19 protein-coding genes are annotated in these 18194 nt (G+C 70.6%); 9 read left to right on the top strand and 10 right to left on the bottom strand.

The genetic code is table 11. The annotated features are described in order from the left end of the window. Positions 1-162 precede the first annotated feature (162 nt). Together ACFSKW_RS43775 and ACFSKW_RS43770 are read left to right on the top strand one after the other, a co-directional pair. The gene (locus ACFSKW_RS43775) at positions 163-438 is read left to right on the top strand and encodes a hypothetical protein (protein WP_379580794.1); all 276 of its coding nucleotides are present in this window, start codon (positions 163-165) and stop codon (positions 436-438) included. Next, positions 417-1475, top strand: coding sequence for an MFS transporter (locus ACFSKW_RS43770; protein WP_379580784.1), 1059 nt, complete (start codon positions 417-419; stop codon positions 1473-1475). The genes ACFSKW_RS43775 and ACFSKW_RS43770 overlap by 22 nt, the downstream gene beginning before the upstream one ends. 183 nt (positions 1476-1658) lie before the next feature. On the opposite strand, the gene ACFSKW_RS43765 is transcribed toward ACFSKW_RS43770, so the two are convergent. Then, positions 1659-2366, bottom strand: coding sequence for a TetR/AcrR family transcriptional regulator (locus ACFSKW_RS43765; protein WP_379580406.1), 708 nt, complete (start codon positions 2364-2366; stop codon positions 1659-1661). A 315-nt stretch (positions 2367-2681) separates the two neighbouring features. Between ACFSKW_RS43765 and ACFSKW_RS43760 the strand changes: the two genes are divergently transcribed. The 4 genes from ACFSKW_RS43760 (at position 2682) to ACFSKW_RS43745 (ending at position 7376) form a co-directional block, all read left to right on the top strand. Beyond that, positions 2682-3014: a nuclear transport factor 2 family protein gene (locus tag ACFSKW_RS43760; protein ID WP_379580404.1), complete on the top strand. Its 333-nt coding sequence runs from the start codon at positions 2682-2684 to the stop codon at positions 3012-3014. A 323-nt stretch (positions 3015-3337) separates the two neighbouring features. Next, positions 3338-4231 carry an NAD(P)-dependent oxidoreductase gene (locus tag ACFSKW_RS43755; RefSeq protein ID WP_379580402.1) on the top strand — a complete coding sequence of 298 codons (894 nt, stop codon included), beginning with the start codon at positions 3338-3340 and terminating at the stop codon, positions 4229-4231. Between the two features lie 418 nt (positions 4232-4649). Further along, the gene (locus ACFSKW_RS43750) at positions 4650-5174 is read left to right on the top strand and encodes a DoxX family protein (protein WP_379580400.1); all 525 of its coding nucleotides are present in this window, start codon (positions 4650-4652) and stop codon (positions 5172-5174) included. Between the two features lie 273 nt (positions 5175-5447). Then, positions 5448-7376, top strand: coding sequence for a glycosyl hydrolase family 8 (locus ACFSKW_RS43745; protein ID WP_379580398.1), 1929 nt, complete (start codon positions 5448-5450; stop codon positions 7374-7376). 285 nt (positions 7377-7661) lie between these two features. Here the strand turns inward: ACFSKW_RS43745 and ACFSKW_RS43740 are convergent, their stop codons facing one another. The 3 genes from ACFSKW_RS43740 to ACFSKW_RS43730 form a co-directional block, all read right to left on the bottom strand. Then, the gene (locus tag ACFSKW_RS43740; protein ID WP_379580397.1) at positions 7662-8108 is read right to left on the bottom strand and encodes a tautomerase family protein; all 447 of its coding nucleotides are present in this window, start codon (positions 8106-8108) and stop codon (positions 7662-7664) included. Between the two features lie 139 nt (positions 8109-8247). After that, positions 8248-8655 carry an Imm7 family immunity protein gene (locus ACFSKW_RS43735; RefSeq protein WP_379580395.1) on the bottom strand — a complete coding sequence of 136 codons (408 nt, stop codon included), beginning with the start codon at positions 8653-8655 and terminating at the stop codon, positions 8248-8250. Positions 8656-8726: 71 nt separating this feature from the next. Continuing rightward, complete coding sequence (locus tag ACFSKW_RS43730) at positions 8727-9149, bottom strand: hypothetical protein (protein ID WP_379580394.1); 423 nt, start codon at positions 9147-9149, stop codon at positions 8727-8729. A gap of 88 nt (positions 9150-9237) precedes the next feature. On the opposite strand from ACFSKW_RS43730, the gene ACFSKW_RS43725 reads away from it, so the two are divergent. Then, entirely contained in the window at positions 9238-10020 is a 783-nt protein-coding gene (locus ACFSKW_RS43725) for an SDR family oxidoreductase (protein ID WP_379580392.1), read from the top strand. Here the strand turns inward: ACFSKW_RS43725 and ACFSKW_RS43720 are convergent. Then, positions 10017-10922 carry a LysR family transcriptional regulator gene (locus tag ACFSKW_RS43720; RefSeq protein ID WP_379580390.1) on the bottom strand — a complete coding sequence of 302 codons (906 nt, stop codon included), beginning with the start codon at positions 10920-10922 and terminating at the stop codon, positions 10017-10019. The two genes, ACFSKW_RS43725 and ACFSKW_RS43720, sit on opposite strands and share 4 nt — an antisense overlap. A 174-nt stretch (positions 10923-11096) precedes the next feature. Here ACFSKW_RS43720 and ACFSKW_RS43715 point away from each other — a divergent pair, with 174 nt between their 5' ends. Continuing rightward, entirely contained in the window at positions 11097-11903 is an 807-nt protein-coding gene (locus ACFSKW_RS43715; RefSeq protein WP_379580388.1) for an EamA family transporter, read from the top strand. Between the two features lie 216 nt (positions 11904-12119). On the opposite strand, the gene ACFSKW_RS43710 is transcribed toward ACFSKW_RS43715, so the two are convergent. After that, entirely contained in the window at positions 12120-13727 is a 1608-nt protein-coding gene (locus tag ACFSKW_RS43710) for an AfsR/SARP family transcriptional regulator (protein ID WP_379580386.1), read from the bottom strand. Positions 13728-13879: 152 nt separating this feature from the next. Between ACFSKW_RS43710 and ACFSKW_RS43705 the strand changes: the two genes are divergently transcribed. Beyond that, the gene (locus ACFSKW_RS43705) at positions 13880-14905 is read left to right on the top strand and encodes an ArsR/SmtB family transcription factor (protein ID WP_379580385.1); all 1026 of its coding nucleotides are present in this window, start codon (positions 13880-13882) and stop codon (positions 14903-14905) included. Here ACFSKW_RS43705 and ACFSKW_RS43700 read toward each other — a convergent pair. The 4 genes from ACFSKW_RS43700 to ACFSKW_RS43685 all read right to left on the bottom strand — a co-directional run bounded on the left by ACFSKW_RS43700 (position 14862) and on the right by ACFSKW_RS43685 (position 17993). Next, positions 14862-15224 carry a hypothetical protein gene (locus ACFSKW_RS43700; protein ID WP_379580384.1) on the bottom strand — a complete coding sequence of 121 codons (363 nt, stop codon included), beginning with the start codon at positions 15222-15224 and terminating at the stop codon, positions 14862-14864. The two genes, ACFSKW_RS43705 and ACFSKW_RS43700, sit on opposite strands and share 44 nt — an antisense overlap. 100 nt (positions 15225-15324) lie before the next feature. Then, the gene (locus ACFSKW_RS43695) at positions 15325-16323 is read right to left on the bottom strand and encodes a hypothetical protein (RefSeq protein ID WP_379580383.1); all 999 of its coding nucleotides are present in this window, start codon (positions 16321-16323) and stop codon (positions 15325-15327) included. Between the two features lie 97 nt (positions 16324-16420). Continuing rightward, positions 16421-16882 carry an MSMEG_0567/Sll0786 family nitrogen starvation N-acetyltransferase gene (locus ACFSKW_RS43690; RefSeq protein ID WP_379580382.1) on the bottom strand — a complete coding sequence of 154 codons (462 nt, stop codon included), beginning with the start codon at positions 16880-16882 and terminating at the stop codon, positions 16421-16423. Between the two features lie 7 nt (positions 16883-16889). Continuing rightward, complete coding sequence (locus ACFSKW_RS43685) at positions 16890-17993, bottom strand: MSMEG_0568 family radical SAM protein (RefSeq protein WP_379580381.1); 1104 nt, start codon at positions 17991-17993, stop codon at positions 16890-16892. Positions 17994-18194 lie beyond the last annotated feature (201 nt).

Below are 18194 nucleotides of genomic sequence, written 5' to 3'. Positions count from 1 at the left end.
GGACGATCTCCCCATGCGGCACCGAACCGCCGGCACGCGCGGAAAGGTTCTCCAGCCCTGCGACCAGGGCATCTTCGTTGCGTCGCCAGAGATCCCGCACCACCGATTTTCACGGGCCGAGCCAGGGTAGACAGCCCGACAGTCTGGCTGAGGAGGCGCGCGATGGCCGGCAACCGGTTGCCGGAGGCGGAATACCGATCCCAGGTCAGGAAGGCTGCCACCGCCAGCGTCGTCGGCACCGCCATCGAATGGTACGACTTCTTCCTGTACGGCATGGCGGCCGCGACGGCCTTCGCCCATGTCTTCTTCCCCGAGTCCAGCACCTACGCCGGCACCCTGTCGGCGTTCGCCACCTACGCGGTCGGCTTCGTCGCCAGGCCGATCGGAGCGCCCTCTTCGGCCACTGGGGCGACAGGATCGGCCGCAAGGCGACTCTGATCATCACCCTGGTCATGATGGGCGTGTCGAGCGCGTTGATCGGCCTGCTCCCCGGCACCGCCACCATCGGGGTGGCCGCGCCCGTCCTGCTCGTCATCCTCCGCATCCTGCAGGGCATCGCCGTGGGCGGCGAGTGGAGCGGCTCGGTGCTGTTGTCGATGGAATGGGGCGACCAGCGCAGGCGCGGCCTGATGGCGAGCTGGCCGCAGGTCGGCGTGCCCATCGGCCTCATCCTCGGCACAGAGGCGATGTCGCTGTTGGCGATCGCCTCGGGCGACGCGTTCAACGACTGGGGCTGGCGCGTGCCGTTCCTGGCCAGCCTGGTTCTGGTCGGCGTCGGGCTCTGGGTGCGGCTGCGGGTCATGGAGACGTCGCTGCTCGCCCGGCTGCTCGAGACCCGGCAGGTGGCCAAGCTCCCGGTCGTCGAGGTGGTCAAGCGGCATCCCAAGGAGGTCGTGCTCAGCGCGCTCCTGCGGGTCTCCGAGCAGATGCCGTTCTACCTCTACACCACGTTCGTCATCACCTACATCACCTCCGAGACCATCGGGATGTCCAAGACGTTCGCGTTCGCCGCGGTCACCTGCGCGGCCGCCGTCGAGCTCTTCGCGATCCCGTACTTCGGCCATCTCAGTGACCGGGTGGGCCGCCGCAGGCTCTACGCGCTCGGCGCGATCGTGCTGGCGGTGATCGCCTTCCCGTACTTCGCGCTGCTCAACACCGGCATACCGCTGGTGATCCTGCTGACGATCATGATCGTGCAGCTCCAGCACTCCATGGAGTACGGCCCGCAGGCCGCGCTCATCGCCGAGAGCTTCCCCACCGGCCTCCGATACGGCGGAGCCGGGCTCGGCTACCAGCTGGCCTCGATCGTCGCGGGCGGTCCCGCGCCGCTGATCGCCACGTGGTTGCTGCACGACTACGGCTGGCAGGCCATCTCCATCTTCATGATCATCGGTGCGGCGGTCGGACTCGCGGCCACCCTGGCGCTGCCCGATCGCTCGCAGATCGACATCGCGGACGACGCGGCGTACAGGTGACCGGCCTGTCGTGACCCGCGGGCACAGGCCAGGAGCACTCGCGACGCCGTCACGTCACGGCCCGCCGCCGGCGCGATCGGATCCAGTGAGGTGATCGTGCCGTGGGAGGATGCGGCCGGCGGCGTCAGCCATGCGCCCCTCGCGGTCGGCGCGTTCGCCGGATCCGACGATGGTGGGCCGCGGTCACGATACGAGGCCGAGAGAGGCGATGAGGTCGTGCATCTCGTCGCGGTAGACAGCGGCCGGGTCGTGGATGAGGCGTAGGTGGCCGTAGATCTCCAGCGCCATGAGCCCGTGCATCCGGCCCCACACCCTCAGCGTCATCGCGATGCCTGCCGGGGGCAGGCCCGGGAAGTCCTCCCGGACATGGGCCACGAGGTCCGGGTCGAAGTCGGCCCAGCTGTAGGCACGGTCCGCGGATCGGCTCGCCCGGGCTGTCGGCCAGGCTGCGGCGACGAGGCCGATCAGTCCGCCGCAGGCGCGCGCCTCGGCTTGTTGGCCGGGGCCGTCGTCGGGCGCGCGGTAGCCGGGCACGGGGTCGCCGTAGATCAACCGGAAGCCTTCGGGGTTGGCCAACGCCCACGCGCGCATGGCTTGGGCCCAGGCCAGGATCCGGCCGCCTGGATCAGCTTCCGGCACCGCGTCGCGGGCGGCCTCCGCGGCGTCGACCGCCGAGGTGTAGACGTCGCCGATGAGCGTCGTGATCAGGTCATCGCGGGTGGCGAAGTAGCTGTAGATCGCGCCGGCCGTCATTCCCATCTCGCGGGCGATCGCGCGTAGCGAGATGGCGTCCGGGCCGCCGTCCGCCATGAGCTTCATGGCGATCGTCTTGATCTCGGCGCTGGTCTGGGCGCGTAGCCGGTCCCGGCGGCTCATCGTGTGGTCGCTCACACTTGACAGTCTACAGGGTTGGTTTAATCTACGTCGTGCGATGACTGAACACCGTGTAGAAAGGAGACGGCATGTAGGACAGAGGCTGATGACCAGAGAAGGACTTCGTCTCGGGCTGCCCGCGCCGACCCAGCGCACCGTGGCGCTCGACGACACCATCGACGCCGCCCGACATCGGGAACGCGCTCGAGTTCAGGCCCGCACGTCGCAGGCTGGACGTCCGCCGCCGTCACCGCCGGCCGTGGCCTGATCCCCCTCGCCCGCAGGCCCGCTTCGCAACCACAGCGAACGTCCCCCACTGGAAGGAGCCAGCAAGTGAGCACCACCGAGGTGATCCTCGCCTACCTCGACATCTGGAACGAGCCGGACGCCGCCGCCCGGATGACCCTGATGAAGTCCGTCCTCACCGAGGACTCGCTCTACGCCGACCCCGACAACGCGGGCCTGCGTGGGCACGCCGAGCTGTCCGAGGTGATCGGCCGCGTCAGGGAGAAGCTCGGCGACCTGAGGTTCACCCTCGACACCGTGGTCGGCGTCCACCACGACCGCGCGCTGTTCCGCTGGAAACTCGGCACGGTCGCCACCGGCTACGACGTCGTCGAGTTCGCCGGGGACCGCATCCGCAGCATCGTCGGGTTCTTCACCTGAGGCGCCCGTAGCACGGCTGGACCGCCGCATGGGCCACCCCACCGCAACGACCGAGCGCCGGCAGAGGCTCCAACCGGTCCGAGGACGGCTTTCGCCCGTCGCCCTGCCGGCGGACGGCCGGCAGGGCCGAACCAGCCGAACCAGCCGAACCGGCCGAACCGGCCACCGACAGCGTGCCGTTCCCGGCAAGGCGCGCTGGGCTCGGTGATCGTCACGACATACCTGGCAGAACCCTCCGGGCCGGGATCGACCTATGTCCGAACCCCGGCCCCGGCACCCACACCCGTCGCGGCTGACGCCGCACGAGACAGGCAGGAGCACAAATGTCCACCCTTTCCGCCTCGCAATCGCCGGTCACCGTTGTCGGCCTGGGACTGATGGGCCATGCGTTGGCCGCGGCCTTTCTGACGAACGGTCACCCGACCACCGTCTGGAACCGCTCGGCCGCCAAGGCTGACGATCTCGTCGCCAACGGCGCCACCCTGGCCGACTCGATCAAGAGCGCGGTCGAGGCAAGCCCACTCGTCGTCGTCTGCGTCTCGGACTACGACGCCGTGCACGAGTTGCTGGACCCGGTCGGCCCCTCGCTGACCGGCCGCACCCTCGTCAACCTGACCACGGCCAGTTCCACCCAAGCACGCGAGACCGCCGCGTGGGCGGCCACGATCGGCGGCGTCTACCTCGACGGGGCGATCCTTGCCCTTCCCCAGGCCATCGGCACCGCCGACGCCACGCTGCTGTACTCCGGCTCGAAGGCCGCCTTCGAGGAGCACCAGGCCACCCTGCAGGCACTCAGCGCGACCGGAACCCTCTACCTCGATGAGGACCACGGCCTGTCTGCCCTGTACGACATGTCCATCCTGAGCATCATGTGGGGTGTCCTGAACGGCTTCCTGCAGGGTGCCGCACTGCTGGGCACCGCGAACGTCAAGGCCACGACTTTCGCGACCCTGGCCAGCACCGCGATCAACGTGACGACCGACTACGTCTCCGCCTACGCGCAGCAGATCGACGAGGGCAAGTACCCGGCCGCCGACGCCACCGTTGCCGTCCACATGGGCGGGATGGAGCACCTGGTCCAGGAGAGCGAGGCGCTCGGCGTCAGCACCGCGTTGCCGAATCTCTTCCTGGAACTGGCCCGACGCGCGGCAGCCGACGGCCACGCCGACGACAGTTACGCAGCGTTGATCGAACAGTTCCGCAAGCCCGCCGCCTGACCGCTTCCCTACGACTTCCCTACGACCTCCCACGACGGAACGAGAAGAGCCGGGGATCCGGATCACGTGATCCCCGGCTTCGATCGGGCCGGCCGCCTTCGCCGAGAACTCTCGACAGCACCGCCTCCAAGGCCGGCCAAAGCCTCATCCTCGCCGATCCCGGACCCAGGAGGACGCCTCCGCGGCTCTGTCCCAGCGCTCCCCCGATCGATCGGACCCATGCTTGTCGGAGAAAAGTCTTCAGTCCTTGAAGGAAGGGTGGCTGCAAGCCACCCCGCCCGGCGCCTTTACAAAGTAGATTTCTAACTGCCTGACCGGCGACCGAACGACCCGCGGCCTGCTCGCCACCCCTGTGGCCACCCGGCCCCCCCCTTTCGGGCCATTCATATTGTCAGGCATGTCCGGGTAAGAACCCCGTATGAAGGTGACTGCGGAGGACTTCGGGGTGCTGCTCCTGCGGGTACCCATGGGACTGCTGCTCATGGGGCACGGCGCGCAGAAGCTGTTCGGATGGTTCGGCGGAGGAGGTCCCGACAAGACGGGCGAGATGATGACCGCCCTCGGCTATCCGGAGGGCAAGCTCGTCGCTCTGGCGGCGGGACTGGGCGAGCTCGGCTCCGGCGCGGGCATCGCTCTCGGCGCGGCCACGCCGTTGTCCTCGGCCGGTCTCGTCGCGACGATGACCAACGCGGTCGTCTCCGCGCACCTGCCGCAGGGACTGTGGGCACAGCACGGCGGGTTCGAGTACCCACTCGTGCTCGGCGTGGCCGCGACGGCGCTCGCCGTGCACGGGCCTGGCACGTTCTCGGTCGACGCCGCCCTCGGTTGCGAGCGCAAGGGACTCGCCGTGGGACTCGGGGCGCTCACCCTCGGGCTCGTCGCCGCCGCGGCCGTCCTCGCGCTTCGCCGGGAGAACGACGAAGACCTGGAAGGAGCCCAGTAGGAGGCAGGACCTCCTGGCCGAGCTCGAAACCCTCTCCCCCGGCCGGCACGCGTTCGCGCAGTCCCCGAACGGCACGCGACCCACCCCCCGCAGGGCGCGAGCCCGCCGAGGCGACACCGCCGAACCCGGCGCGAATGGGATACGGAAAGCCCGGTCAGGCCTGTTTCGGGAGGGCGCGCCGGAAAGTGGGTCTTGCGCGGCGGCGCGGAGCACTTTACTCTCCGCGTTAGTTAGGAAGTCTTCCTAACTATCATCGCACAAGAGGACCTGCCGATGCCGCCTTCCTTCCGCGTGGCCCTGAGCGCCGCCGTCCTTGCCGCCATGGCCTTACTCCCGACCTCCACAGCGTCCGCCACCACCGCTCGAGCCGAGACCCTGCTGTCCCAAGGGAAGCCGGCCAGCTCCTCCTCGGTGGAGGCCTCCGGCTTCGAGGCGGCCAAGGCGGTGGACGGCGACGCCGCCACCCGCTGGGCCAGCGCCGAGGGCCACGACCCCGAATGGATCAGCCTCGACCTCGGCACCACCGCCGCCATCACCAGGATCAAGCTCACCTGGGAGGCCGCCTACGGCAAGGCCTACAGGATCCAGACCTCCGCCGACGGCTCCACCTGGACGGACATCTACACCACCAGTACCGGCAACGGCGCCACCGACGACCTGACCGTCTCCGGCAGCGGACGCCACATCCGGATGTACGGCACCGCCCGCGGCACCCCGTACGGCTACTCGCTGTGGGAGTTCGAGGTCTACGGCACCGCAGGGGGAAGCGACGCCACCCCGCCGAGCACGCCGGGCAACCTGCGCGCGACGGGCACCACCGCGAGCACCGTCTCACTGGCGTGGAACGCCTCGACCGACAACGTCGGCGTGACCGGCTACGAGATCTACCGCGGCTCCACCCTGCTCACCACCGTCACCGGCACCACCCACACCGACACCGGCCTCACTCCCTCGACCGGCTACACCTACACCGTCAAAGCCCGCGACGCGGCAGGCAACACCTCATCCGCCGCGGGACCCGTCACCGCCACCACCCAGCCCGGTGGGAGTGGCCCCGCCGTACCCTTCGGCAGCCACGCCATCCCCTACGCCGCGGGGATGCTCAGGCCCTCGGGCGACCAGGCCACGCTGGACCAGAAGGTGATCGACTACTACAAGCGGTGGAAGGCCGCCTTCGTCAAGCAGAACTGCGGCAACGGCTGGTACCAGGTCATCTCCCCCGACGCCGACCACCCCTACGTGGCCGAAGCCCAGGGCTACGGAATGGTGATCACCGCGACCATGGCCGGAGCCGACCCCGACGCCAAGAAGATCTTCGACGGCCTGGTCAAGTACATGCTGGCCCACCCCTCGTCGATCAACCCCGACCTCCTGGCCGCCGAGCAGAACACCTCCTGTCAGAGCGTCAACGGCACCGACGGCGCGACCGACGGCGACATGGACGTCGCCTACGGCCTGCTCCTGGCCGACCGGCAGTGGGGCAGCGCGGGGACCTACAACTACAGGAACCTCGCGATCAAGCACATCAACGCGATCAAGAAGGACGAGCTCAACCCCAGCACGAACCTGCTCAAGCTCGGCGACTGGACCAGCTCCGGCGACGAGTACTACTACATCTCCCGGGCCTCCGACTGGATGGTCGACCACTTCCGCGCCTTCAGGAAGGCCACGGGTGACACCACCTGGGACACCGTCCGCACGGCGCACCAGAACGTGATCGCCTCCCTCCAGTCGACCTACGCGCCGAACACCGGCCTGCTGCCCGACTTCGTGGTCAACACCAACACCACGCCCAAGCCCGCCCCCGGCAAGGTGCTCGAGGACCCGAACGACGGCTCCTACTGGTGGAACTCCTGCCGGGTGCCGTGGCGCATCGGTGACGACGCGGTGACCAGCGGGGACGCCAAGTCGCTGGCCGCGGCCCGCAAGCTCAACACCTGGATCAGGAGCAAGACCGGCGGCGACCCCAACAAGATCGCCATCGGCTACCGGCTCAACGGCACGCAGATCTCCAGCGGCAGCGACGCGGCCTACTTCGCTCCGTTCGCGGTCGCCGCGATGACCGACTCCGGCAGCCAGTCCTGGCTGGACGCCCTCTGGAACAAGATGCTCACCACCCCGATCGACACCGGCAGCTACTTCGCCGCGAGCATCCAGCTCCAGACCATGATCACCGTGTCAGGCAACCACTGGGTGCCCTGACATGAGGTGAATGTTCGTCGTCTCCCGTGGTGGCGTGCCTGCCGTCGCCCGCCGTCCCCGCTCACGCGGCGACGGCGCAGGCCCTCCTGTCGCAGGACAGGCCCGCCACCACGTCGGCGGCGGACATGATCCGTCGACCGGCCCGGCATTCCCTGACGGCTGCGGGAACGTCCGGCCGGCCAACCGCTCGGACCTCGGCGGGGCCGGAACGGCGGCCCCGAAACCCAGCGCCTCCCCGAACCAGTGGCCCCGGGGCCCCGATCGGCGGGTACCGGGAGCAGAACGTCAGCCGGCGACGGCGGCGGTCGAGGTGAAGTCGACGATGTCGGGGAGCCGGAAGACCCTGCCCATGGCTCCCCAGTTCCCGTCGGGGATCTCGACCAGGTGCACCCAGGCGACCGGCCGGTCGTAGATCCGGCGCGGATCGTCCTCGGCCTCGGCCAGGACGCGGGTGATCCGCTCGATCATGTCGGCCCGCTTGGCGTCGTTCAGGGAACCGGCGGGCACGCTCACCCGGACGACGTAGCGGGGGTGCTCCTCGTCGAGGACCTGCCGGCCGCCGACGAACCAGGCGTCGGGCTCGTTGAGCACGAGCCAGGAGATCTCTCGCGCGGCCGCGGTGTCGGGGGCGCCTTCGGCCAGCATCACCTCGGCCACCAGTTGCTCCTTGACCCGACGGCCGCGTTCGCCGCGCAACGCACCCTTGGGGGCGAACAGTTCCACGAAAGGCATGCAGCACTCCCCTGTAAGTACATAATTTGAACTGACTGGGTCCGACGCTAGACGAGTGAGTTCATTAATTCTACTCACTCGTCTGTCATGACGGAACCGCCCGTTCGCCTGGCGGACGCCGCAGGACCCGCCCGCGGCCCTACGCGCCCTCAGACCAGGGGTCCTCCACGGTCGGGACCACGGGAGACAGCAGCGCATCAGCGTGCTCGCTCACCTCACCGCGCACCAGCCGGAAGACCCGGAACCCGTTCGGGTGGGCGCCCTCGTCATCCCACACGTGCAACAGCCCGTAGGAGCCCGGCGCGATCCGCCCGACCCGCTCGAACAGGCCGATGACGGCCGCGCCCCACCCTCCGTCGTGGTTGGGCTGCCCCGCCACGTGAAGGAACGGCGTGCCGTTCATGAACCGCAGGTCGACCAGGCCGTAATCGCCGAGTTCGGCCAGGCAGGCGCGGATCTCGGCCAGCCGCCGCTCCAGCAGTCCGTCCTGGCCGTCCTCGGCGCCCGCCGTCTCGCGGATCGTCACCCACCCGTGATACTCGAACATCCGCGCCCTTCAGATGGAGCCGACGCGCCGGTCGACGGCGTCCCCGCGCGGCCCGGAGGAACAGCCAGGCATCAGTCAGGAGCCCAGTACTTCTCGAGGGCCTTCTCCAGATCCCGCACCACCGGGCTCCAGGACGTCGTCAGCGTGTAGCGACTGACGCGGTGACCCTTGTAGGAGACCGTGTACTTGATGAAGTCGGCCCCCTGCGGCTGCGCCTCGGAGCGCCCCAGGCGCAGGCGCTTCAGGTGACCGCGCAGCGTCGCCACTTCCTTCCTGGTCAGGCACTTGTCCACGGTCGGCCCCGTCCGGCGGCTCAGCCGTGCGCACCCGTTGGTGTACACGATCACCCGATCGTCGAGCCCCGCGAATCCGCCCTGCTTGTGGAGCGTGACCAGCGTCTTCTTCGTGGGGGTCACCGCCTGTGCCGGCTGGGCGACGCCCGTCCCCAGGGTCAGCAGGAGCGCCGGTAGGAGCGCGATACGCCAGATCTTCATGTCTCTATGACGTACCGGCCGGGCGAACGGCTCAGTCCGCGAGAAAAAGAGTTGCGTGGGCTGCGGCCGATCCAGGACGCTCCTCGTGATGACGACCCAGAACCAGATCGACCATCCCACGTCGCGCCCGCTCGCCCTGATCACCGGCGTGGGGCGCACCGTCGGCATCGGCGCGGGAATCGCCCGCCGCCTGGCGGCGTCGGGCTGGGACATCGCCTTCACCTACTGGACCCCCTACGACGAGCGCATGACCTGGGGCGTCGAGCCCGGAGCGGCCGATGCGACCGAGACGGCCCTCATCGGGTACGGCGCGGCCACCGCGGCGATCGAAGCGGACCTCACCGATCCCGACACCCCCGCCCGGATCTTCGACGAGGCCGAACGCCGACTGGGCGAGGTCACCGCCCTGGTGATGTGCCACTGCGAGTCGGTCGACTCCGGCCTGCTCGACACCACCGTCGAGAGCTTCGACCGGCACTTCGCCGTCAACACGCGCGCCACCTGGCTGCTGATCCGCGAGTACGGCCGGCGCTTCCGCGGCGTACAGGGATCAGGCCGGATCATCAGCCTCACCAGCGACCACACCGTCGGCAACCTCCCCTACGGCGCGAGCAAGGGGGCCCTGGACCGCATCACCCTGGCCGCCGCCCACGAGCTCGCCCACCTCGGCGTCACCGCCAACGTCATCAACCCGGGACCGGTGGACACCGGCTGGATGTCGGACGAGGTCCGGGACGCCGTCCTGCCCCGAACCCCGCTCGGCCGCCTCGGCACCCCGCAGGACACCGCACACCTCGTCGACTTCCTGTGCTCGCCCGAAGGCCAGTGGATCAACGCCCAACTGCTGGTGAGCAACGGCGGCTTCGCCTAGCGGGCGGCGGCGCGATCCGCGGCGACGTCGTTCGCCACGAGGTCGACCACCAGCCGGACGCCCGGCCAGTCCCAGCCGCCCGGCCGGGTCACCGCGTACATCCGGCGCCGCACGTCGAGACCGGCGAGCGGGACGAAGACCACCCCTTCCCGCTCCCTGATGAACTCCGGCACCAGCGCGACGCCCAGCTCCGCCGCGACGATGTCCAGCACCAGCTCCAGGCTGTCGGCCCGATGCACGACGACGGGCGTGAACCCGGCCAGCGCGCAGACCCTGGCCACGAGCTCGTCGTCGGCCTGGCCGCGCGAGTTGAGCACCCACGGCGACCGCGCGTGGACCGTGAGCGCCTCGCGGAAGTCCGCGGCCCCCGGCACGTGCTCGCTCGCCGGCACGGCCAGCACCAGCGGCGTCTCGCACAGCAGTCGCGAGGGGTCGTTGCACGTCCAGGGCACCAGGTTGTAGTCGTAGACGAAGCCCAGGTCGATGAGCCCTTCGTCGAGCAGCTTCAGAACCTCGTCGGGCTCGTGCTCGTGCAACTGCGGCCGCAGCGCGGGGTGCGAGTGCGCCAGGCGGCGGGCGACGGGCAGCAGATCCCTGGAGATGGCCCCGGCATAGGCCGCGATGCGCAGCACGCCGCTCGGCTCGGCCTGCGGGTCCAGCGCGGCGTGCGCCTCCGCCACGGCCGCGAGGATCCTTCTGCCGTGCTCGGCCAGCCGGCGCCCGGCGGGCGTCAGCCGAAGCCTGCGACCCTCCGGCTCGACCAGCGGTTTACCCACCTCACGCTCCAGGGCGGCCAGCTGCTGGGAGACGGCCGAGGTACCGTAGCCGGTCGCCGCGGCCACCGCCCGGAGCGTGCCCAGCCGTTGCAGCTCGACCAGAACGCGGAGCAGTCGCGTGTCCATGCCTCCATTATCCGACGTATACGGATATTTCATCCGTCATCACGTGGTGGACGCGGACAGTGGACAACCGGTGACATGTTCAGCATGACGAACACGACAACGCCGGCGTCCACCATCGGAAGGAAGGCCTCCCCTCCGCTCCCGAGAACGCGTGGCCGGGTAGGAGCCGCCGCGATGGCGGTGGGCGCGATGGCGAGCGTGCAGACGGCCGCGGCGGCCTCCACCGGGCTGTTCGGGAGCGTGGGGCCGGCCGGCAGCGCCTGGCTCAGGCTCTGCTTCGCCGCGCTGGTGTTCGTCGCCGTCGCCCGCCCGAAGGTGTGGGCGCTCCCCCGCGCCGACCTGGGCTGGTCGATCGTGCTCGGCGGGGTGACGGGGGCGATGACCGTGCTGTACGTGGAGTCCATCGCGCGTATCCCGCTGGCCATGGCCACCGCGTTGGAGTTCCTGGGACCGCTGGCGGTGGCCGTGCTGCGCCGTACCGGACGGTGGGGGCTGGTGTGGCCAGCGCTCGCGCTCGCCGGGGTGCTGGCGCTGACCCGGCCGTGGCAGGGGGGCGCGGACCTGGTCGGCGTGCTGCTGGCCCTCGGCGCGGCGTTCTGCTGGGGCGCCTACATCCTGCTCACCCAGCGCGTGGGCGAGCGGCTGCCGGGCGTCCAGGGTCTGGCGATCTCGTTGCCCGCGGCCGCGCTGGCGACGGCGGTGGTCGGGCTCCCGCAGGCGCTGCCGGGGATCTCCGCGCAGGTCCTGTGGCAGGCCGCGGCGCTGGCGCTGCTGCTTCCCGTGCTGCCCTTCACTCTGGAACTGCTCGCCCTTCGCAGGCTGCCGAGCGCGGTGTTCGGCGTGCTGATGTGCCTGGAGCCCGCGATGGCGGTGCTGGTCGGTCTCGTGCTGCTCGGGCAGGTCCCCGCGGCGGTACAGCTGGCCGGGATCGTGCTGGTGATCGTGGCGGGGGTCGGTGCCGGCCGCACGGCGAAAGCGTAGCGACCCCGGCGCCTTTACAAAGTAGATCTCTTGCGCGCGGCGGCTCAGGGTCGCGGCCCTCGACGGCCACGACCACCCCCTGGCCCGCGCACGCCGGGCGGGCCGGTGGCTACAGCGCGAAGGACTCTCCCCTGTGGTCACCGAGTTCGGTGACCGTGTCGAGCATGCCGGTCAAGGCGCTCCGCCTCGTCGATGCGCCCCGAGGCGAGGAGCAGCTCACCGATCCTCGCCGTACCGCCCTCGCATGCCCGCGGTGAACGCGGCCACCGAACGGGCGAGGGCGCGCCCGTGCCGGTCGCCGCAACGCTCGAACAGCGTAAGAGCCTCCTCGACCGCCGCGTCGGCGCGTTCGTAGCGGTGCCGGTAGGCCTCGAGCAGCCCGATTCCGGTGAGCAGCGCGGCGGAGCCGCGCGTGTTGCCCGCCGCGCGGGTGGCCACGAGAGCCACCCGATGCGTTTCCGCCCAGTCGTCGTAGTGCCCGCGGGTCTGGAACAGCGAGACGGCGCTGACGGCCAGGTCCCAGCAGAGCTCATCGAGGCCGAGGCCGGCGGCCTGTCTCACGGCGGCGACGAGGTTCGGGCGTTCGATCTCGTACCAGGACAGGGGGTCGGTATCGACGATCTCCGTGCCCGGCGGGTCCCATGGCGTGGCCGTCCCGTGCAGGACCGCGAAATCGCCGCCGTGGACGGCCCGGTGCGCACGCCTGACCAGCGACAGCCAGCCGCACAGCATGCGCGTGACCTCCGGCCGCAGATCGTATGCGCCTGCCGCCTCGCGGGCGTGGGCACGCACCGGATCGTGCACGCGGTAACGCAGGTGCCCGCTCGCCTGGAGGAGCCGGGAGCCGACCAGGCCGTCCGCGAGGTCGGGCGACCCGCCCATCGCGAGCACCGTCCAGCCGGGTACGTCGCGGCCGTCGGCCAGGGAGAGCGCGGCGAGAAGCCGCAGCGCGGCCGGATCGAGCCCCTCGGTGGCCAGCGCGATGCTGCCGCCCGCCGGCCCCGACCCGCCGGTGAGACCGGGCACGTCCGGCGGCAGCTGACGGGGGCGCGGCCACCGTGGCGCGTCGCCGAGGTCGATCGACGCGTCTTCCGTGAGGATGGCCTGTTCGAGGCTCCGCAGGCGCCGGCCCGGTTCGAGTCCGAGCTCCTTCACGAACGTCGTACGGGCCGCCTGGTAGACCGCGAGCGCGTCCGCCTTGGCACCGCATCGGTACAGTGCGAGCATTCGCAGCCCCCACAGCCGCTCGCACAGCGGATGCTTCTCGGTGAGCACGGCGAGTTCGGAGACGAGTTCCTGGTGCCGGCCGAGCTGTAACTCGAGCTCGAGGCATTCCTCGAGCACCGCCCTGCGCTCGCTCTCGATCGCGTTCGCCTCGACGTCCAGCCCGGCTCCATCGATCCCGGCCAGCAGCGGTCCTCGCCACAGCGCCAACCCTCGCCGCAGATGGATCACGGCCGCGTGCTCCTGGCCCTCCGCGGCGGCCTTGCGGCCCGCCTCGACGTGCCGGCCGTATTCGAGCAGGTCGAGGCCGTAGGTGTCGAGCTCCAGCAGGTAGCCGCCCTGCCTGGTCCTGATCACCTCCGGGCAGCCGGCCGCCGCCAGCGCCCTGCGCAGGCGGCCCACGGTGTTCTGGACCTGCCTGCGCGCCGAGTCCGGCACCGGGTCGGGGAACGACACCTCGACCAGCCGACCGATGTCCACTGTCTCGTTGGCGTGGAGCAGCATGAACGCGAGCAGCTCGCGCTGCCGGTGCCCGAGGTCGAGCACCTCCCCGTTCACGGTGACCTCGACCTGCCCGAGAACGTGGAATCGCACAGTCATGTGGTCGCCCTCACCCCTTGCCGCTGACTGCGGCAATCGTGCCCATTGGCGGAGGCTGCGGCCAGGTTTTTCCGCCCTGGCTTAAAAGCCCCGTTCACACGGATGATTGCCGGGAAAATGAGGCCACGATCGCGGTTCCTCTGGAGATGGTGATGCTGCGGATCCATTTCACCGGCGAGGATCTCGCCCGGACGCGGATCGCCCCGGCGGCCGACCCGCTGTGGGAGATCGCGCTGAGCATGTACCGCCTGGCGGGGCGCAGAGGCAGGGCCGCGTTCGCCGCGTGGCGGCACCGGGCCCGCGCCGATCTCGGCAGGCTCGACGGCCTGGCCTCCGTGAGGCAGGTCCTGTCGCCGCTCTTCCCGGCCGCCTCGTCCTACTTCCCCGACTTCCTCACCCCGCCCGACGGGATTCTCGGTTTGGAGGCGGGGGTGGACGCGGTGCTGTCCGCGCCTCGTCCGCGGCTCCGCCGGGAGCTGGACAAGCTGGCGAGCAGGACCGGAACGCCGTCATGGGCGTGGGGCCTGATCGACGGCCGCCGAGACGCCTTCAGCGACCTGCAGCGCGCTCTCCGCGGCTACTTCGAGACGGCCGTCGAGCCGTACTGGCACGACATCCAGGCCATGGTCGACGCCGACCGCGCCTTGCGCGGGCGGGCGTTCCTGGACGGTGGGATCGACCACATGCTGGCAAGCTTCCGCCCGACCGTCAGGTGGCGGCCGCCCGTGATGACGATGGACCACCCGGTGGACCGGGACGTCCATCTCTCCGGGAGAGGACTCGTGCTCATCCCCTCGTATTTCTGCTGGGGTGCGCCCGTCCCGCTGGCGGATCCCGCACTGCCGCAGGTGCTGGTCTATCCCGTGGAGAGAGACCAGGTGCTCGCCGCTCCGCGAGCGCGCCAGGCCCATGGCGCGGATGCCCGGCTGCTCGGCGCCACGCGCGCGGCGATCCTGCGCGCCACCGTGAACGGCGCGACCACGGGTGAGCTGGCCCAGCGCCACGGGATCTCACCCTCCAGCGCGAGCCAGCACACCTGCGTCCTGCGGGAGGCGGGACTGATCACCAGCCGCAGGTCGGCAGGCAACGTGATCCACACCATCACCGAGGTGGGCACGGCCCTGGTCGAGACGGCTAGGGCTCGCACGCCCGCCGCAGGGCGGCCCCCGCCTCGGTGACGGGCCCCAGCGACGGCACCCGGGCCGAGCCACTGCGCACGTGGGCGGCGAGCGCGGACCACGCGGCGCCCACGTCCTCCGCGGCCTTCGCGACCGCGTCGTCGCCTGATCGAGCGCCGTGCTCTCGTATCGCCTTCGCGGCGCCGTCGTAGGTTGCGGCGAGCTGGTCGGGAGCCCCGATCTGTTGCATTCCCTTGGCGGAGACGTCCCCGATCAGCCGGTGCATCGCCGAACACTCCCTGGCCACGTCCGCGCCGCTCCCACCGCACCCTGCGAGCAGGCCGGCGACGGAGGCGGTGACCACGATGGTCTTCTTCATCGTTTCTCTCTCCCGAGACAGCAGATCCAGGTCGAGGAGACCAGTGGGCCTTCATAACGCCGTCATAAGGCGGGCCGGCGGGCGCCGGTACGGGTGGGCGTCACCCCGGGAAGTCCACCCACGCGAGGTGCGGCTTGTAGCCCGCCGCCACAGGTTCGGTGTAGCGGAGCCTCTCCCGGATCAGCACCGTGCCGGCCCTTCCGCCGGGGCTCACGAGCCGGAACGTGGACGTGGGCGGCCCGGCCGTCTCCGCCTCGTGGCCGCGCATCACGATGATGTGGTCGTCGCCGTACCAGCCCTGGAACGAGCCTCGCAGCCTGTGGACGATCCGTCCGCTCACGGCGTCGACGACGCGGATCTCACGCGTGTCCGAGGTGTCGCCATCGCCGAGGCTGACGAACCGTCCGCCCGAGGGCGCGAAGACAGAGGTCGCCAGCGTTTCGAGGGAGCCGGCACCGGCGTAGACGCGGGTTCTGCGCCCGCTCAGGTCGAAAGCCGCGACGCCGGCGCCGTCTTCCAGCGTCGACAGCACACCCGTTCCTTCGCCGTTCCAGAAGAAGCGGCCGCTCAGGCCGACGTCCCAGCCTTCGACGAACCACGTGGAGCCGGCCGGGACCAGCCTGGGCCTGCGCTCGTGGACGTCGACGGTGACGAACCCGATCGTCTCGTAGGACTCGCCCCGCGACCGGTAGGCCGTGAGCAGGACGGTCCTGCCGTCAGGCGACCATTGCGCGGACGTCACGCCGACCGGCATCGCGACGGTGTACCTCTGGTCACGGGCCCGGTCGATCAGCACGATCCTTCGTGCCGGCTTGTACCGTTGGTGGCCCGGCACGCCCACCGCCCACCGGCCGTTCTTCGACACCGGCACCTGGCGGTACGGAGTCCTGACGAACCCGTCGCCCACCCGGAGATAGCCGATGTTCGCGTTGCCGGCGTCCTCGGTGAGGATGTATGACGCGAGCCGGCTCGGTCCTTTCACGTCGTCGAGTGTGGCCGAGGTTCCCGCCAGCCTGATCCGCGAACCCTGTTCCGCCTGCGCGGGCGCCGCTACCAGGCTCAGGGCGAGAACCAGTGCGACGGTCAGCTTGCCGTCCATGTCGGGCCTTTCCTTCGGGCCGTCCTGTGGATGAACAGTCTCGCGTGACCGCGTCATCGACCGGTCATAACGCACGGGCCCTGCGCTGCCGTCGTGGCTATGTGCGCAGGTCGATCGCCATGGGCTGGTGCGGCAGGCCGGCGTAGATCTCCACCTCGCCGTCGCAGCGCCAGCCCAGACGCCGGAAGTAGCCGACGTTGCGCAGCTGGATGTGGGCGACCATCAGCAGGCCGCCGTGTTCGGCCCCGGTCCTGACCGCGTATCTCACGAGCGGGGCGCCGAGGCCGTGGGCGCGGTGCTCGGGGAGGACCGCGAGCCGGTCGCCCTGCCAGAGGGCACCGGCCTCGTCGAGGGGGTAGAGCCGGACGGCCCCGCCGATCACCCCGTCCGCGCAGGCGACCACGTGGACGGTCAGCGGGTCGTCGTCGTGAGCGTCGCGGTCGGTGCCGTCGAAGATGTGCTGCTCGTCGACGAAGACGCGGTGCCGTACCGCGTAGTGGGCCGCGAGTTCCTCCGGGGTGGCGGCCGGGTGGCAGTCCGTGCCGAGCGTGCGCAGCATGGCCGGCTCAGGCCGCGGGAGGGGGGCCGATGTGGAGCAGGCGTTCCATGGAGCTCAGCCCGGAGCAGGCCTGGCAGCGGGCGCAGCCCGCCCTGGTGGTGGCGGAGGTCATGCCGCGCCTGGCCATGTAGGCGAGGACCTTGGCGTAGATCGGCCGCGTGTAGGTGCGCGGCGGCGGCCGCCAGCCGGCCATGGGAGTGCCGACGACCGGGCGCAGCGGCACGACGAACGGGTAGACGCCCGCGTCGACGGCCCGCTTGCAGCCGTCGATCGTCACCTGGGGGTCCTCCCCCATGCCGAGGATCACGTAGGTCGACACCTGTCCTGCGCCGAAGACGGAGACCGCCCGTTCCCACGCCCTGAAGTAGCCCTCGATGCCGGTGCGCGCCTTGGCGGGCGCGACGCGTGCCAGGACGTCCGGGTCGAAGGTCTCGACGTGGATGCCGACCGAGTCGACCCCCATGGCGCCCACCTCGTCGATCACGTCCAGGTCCGCGGGCGGCTCGAACTGCGCCTCGACGGGCAGCCCGCTGCTTTCCTTGACCGCCTGGCCGCAGCGCCCCACGTACAGGGCGCCGCGGTCGGGACCGCGCGTGCTGCCGGTCGTCAGCGTGGCGTCGACGGCGCCGTCGAGGTCGCGCGCCGCCACCGCCACCTCGGCGAGCTGCTCGGGGGTCTTGCGCGCGATCGTACGGCCGGCCGCGAGCGAGAGCCCGATGCCGCAGAACGTGCACTGGTCGTCGTTGCCCCAGTAGGCGCAGTGCTGCACGACCGTGCTCGCCACGGAGTCGAGGTGCAGGAGGGCGATCTGCCAGTACGGCACGCCGTCGGCGGTGGTCAGGTCGTAGAAGCGCGGTCGGCGCTGGGCGGACGCGTCGGCGAGCCGTACGCCGTCCCTGTAGATGCCGTAACCGTCGTCCTCGGCGCGCAGGACGTACGGGGAGTCCTTGGCGATGCCCTCTGTGGGCGCCGTGACGGGAAGCCCTTCGACCCAGAGCATCCCGCAGTCGGTGGGCCCCGCGCCGCCGGTGCGTCGTTCCATCTGCGTCTCGAGCCGCAGGCCGCGGGCCTGGAGGTCGAGGACGAGCTCGCTGACATCCGTAGCCGTCACGACAGGCACCTCCCGTGCCTACGACCAGATCCCCCGATTCTACCAAAATGGGATCGGCGTTAACTTTCCGACGCGAGCGCCCGCCGTGCCTGGTCGACCGCGGCCAGCCAGGCCTCACGCGAGGTGAACTCCTCCACGCGGACCGCCTCGCCGGTGACTTCCAGCCGGTAGGTGATCACGGGTTCGGCGACCACCGAGCGG

The sequence above is a fragment of the Nonomuraea mangrovi genome, from assembly GCF_042681425.1.
In the GTDB taxonomy this organism is placed as follows: domain Bacteria; phylum Actinomycetota; class Actinomycetes; order Streptosporangiales; family Streptosporangiaceae; genus Nonomuraea; species Nonomuraea mangrovi.
Note: the sequence above shows the minus strand (reverse complement) of the source record. Positions and strands in the feature narration are given on the sequence as shown.

Coding starts and splice junctions, on each gene's coding strand:
- ACFSKW_RS43735 (WP_379580395.1), bottom strand. CDS start 8,655: ATGTTCGAGTATCACGGGTGGGTGACGATCCGCGAGACGGCGGGCGCC.
- ACFSKW_RS43775 (WP_379580794.1), top strand. CDS start 163: ATGGCCGGCAACCGGTTGCCGGAGGCGGAATACCGATCCCAGGTCAGG.
- ACFSKW_RS43725 (WP_379580392.1), top strand. CDS start 9,238: ATGACGACCCAGAACCAGATCGACCATCCCACGTCGCGCCCGCTCGCC.
- ACFSKW_RS43695 (WP_379580383.1), bottom strand. CDS start 16,323: ATGGACGGCAAGCTGACCGTCGCACTGGTTCTCGCCCTGAGCCTGGTA.
- ACFSKW_RS43700 (WP_379580384.1), bottom strand. CDS start 15,224: ATGAAGAAGACCATCGTGGTCACCGCCTCCGTCGCCGGCCTGCTCGCA.
- ACFSKW_RS43715 (WP_379580388.1), top strand. CDS start 11,097: ATGGCGGTGGGCGCGATGGCGAGCGTGCAGACGGCCGCGGCGGCCTCC.
- ACFSKW_RS43750 (WP_379580400.1), top strand. CDS start 4,650: ATGAAGGTGACTGCGGAGGACTTCGGGGTGCTGCTCCTGCGGGTACCC.
- ACFSKW_RS43730 (WP_379580394.1), bottom strand. CDS start 9,149: ATGAAGATCTGGCGTATCGCGCTCCTACCGGCGCTCCTGCTGACCCTG.
- ACFSKW_RS43720 (WP_379580390.1), bottom strand. CDS start 10,922: ATGGACACGCGACTGCTCCGCGTTCTGGTCGAGCTGCAACGGCTGGGC.
- ACFSKW_RS43690 (WP_379580382.1), bottom strand. CDS start 16,882: ATGCTGCGCACGCTCGGCACGGACTGCCACCCGGCCGCCACCCCGGAG.
- ACFSKW_RS43710 (WP_379580386.1), bottom strand. CDS start 13,727: ATGACTGTGCGATTCCACGTTCTCGGGCAGGTCGAGGTCACCGTGAAC.
- ACFSKW_RS43755 (WP_379580402.1), top strand. CDS start 3,338: ATGTCCACCCTTTCCGCCTCGCAATCGCCGGTCACCGTTGTCGGCCTG.
- ACFSKW_RS43745 (WP_379580398.1), top strand. CDS start 5,448: ATGCCGCCTTCCTTCCGCGTGGCCCTGAGCGCCGCCGTCCTTGCCGCC.
- ACFSKW_RS43740 (WP_379580397.1), bottom strand. CDS start 8,108: ATGCCTTTCGTGGAACTGTTCGCCCCCAAGGGTGCGTTGCGCGGCGAA.
- ACFSKW_RS43705 (WP_379580385.1), top strand. CDS start 13,880: ATGCTGCGGATCCATTTCACCGGCGAGGATCTCGCCCGGACGCGGATC.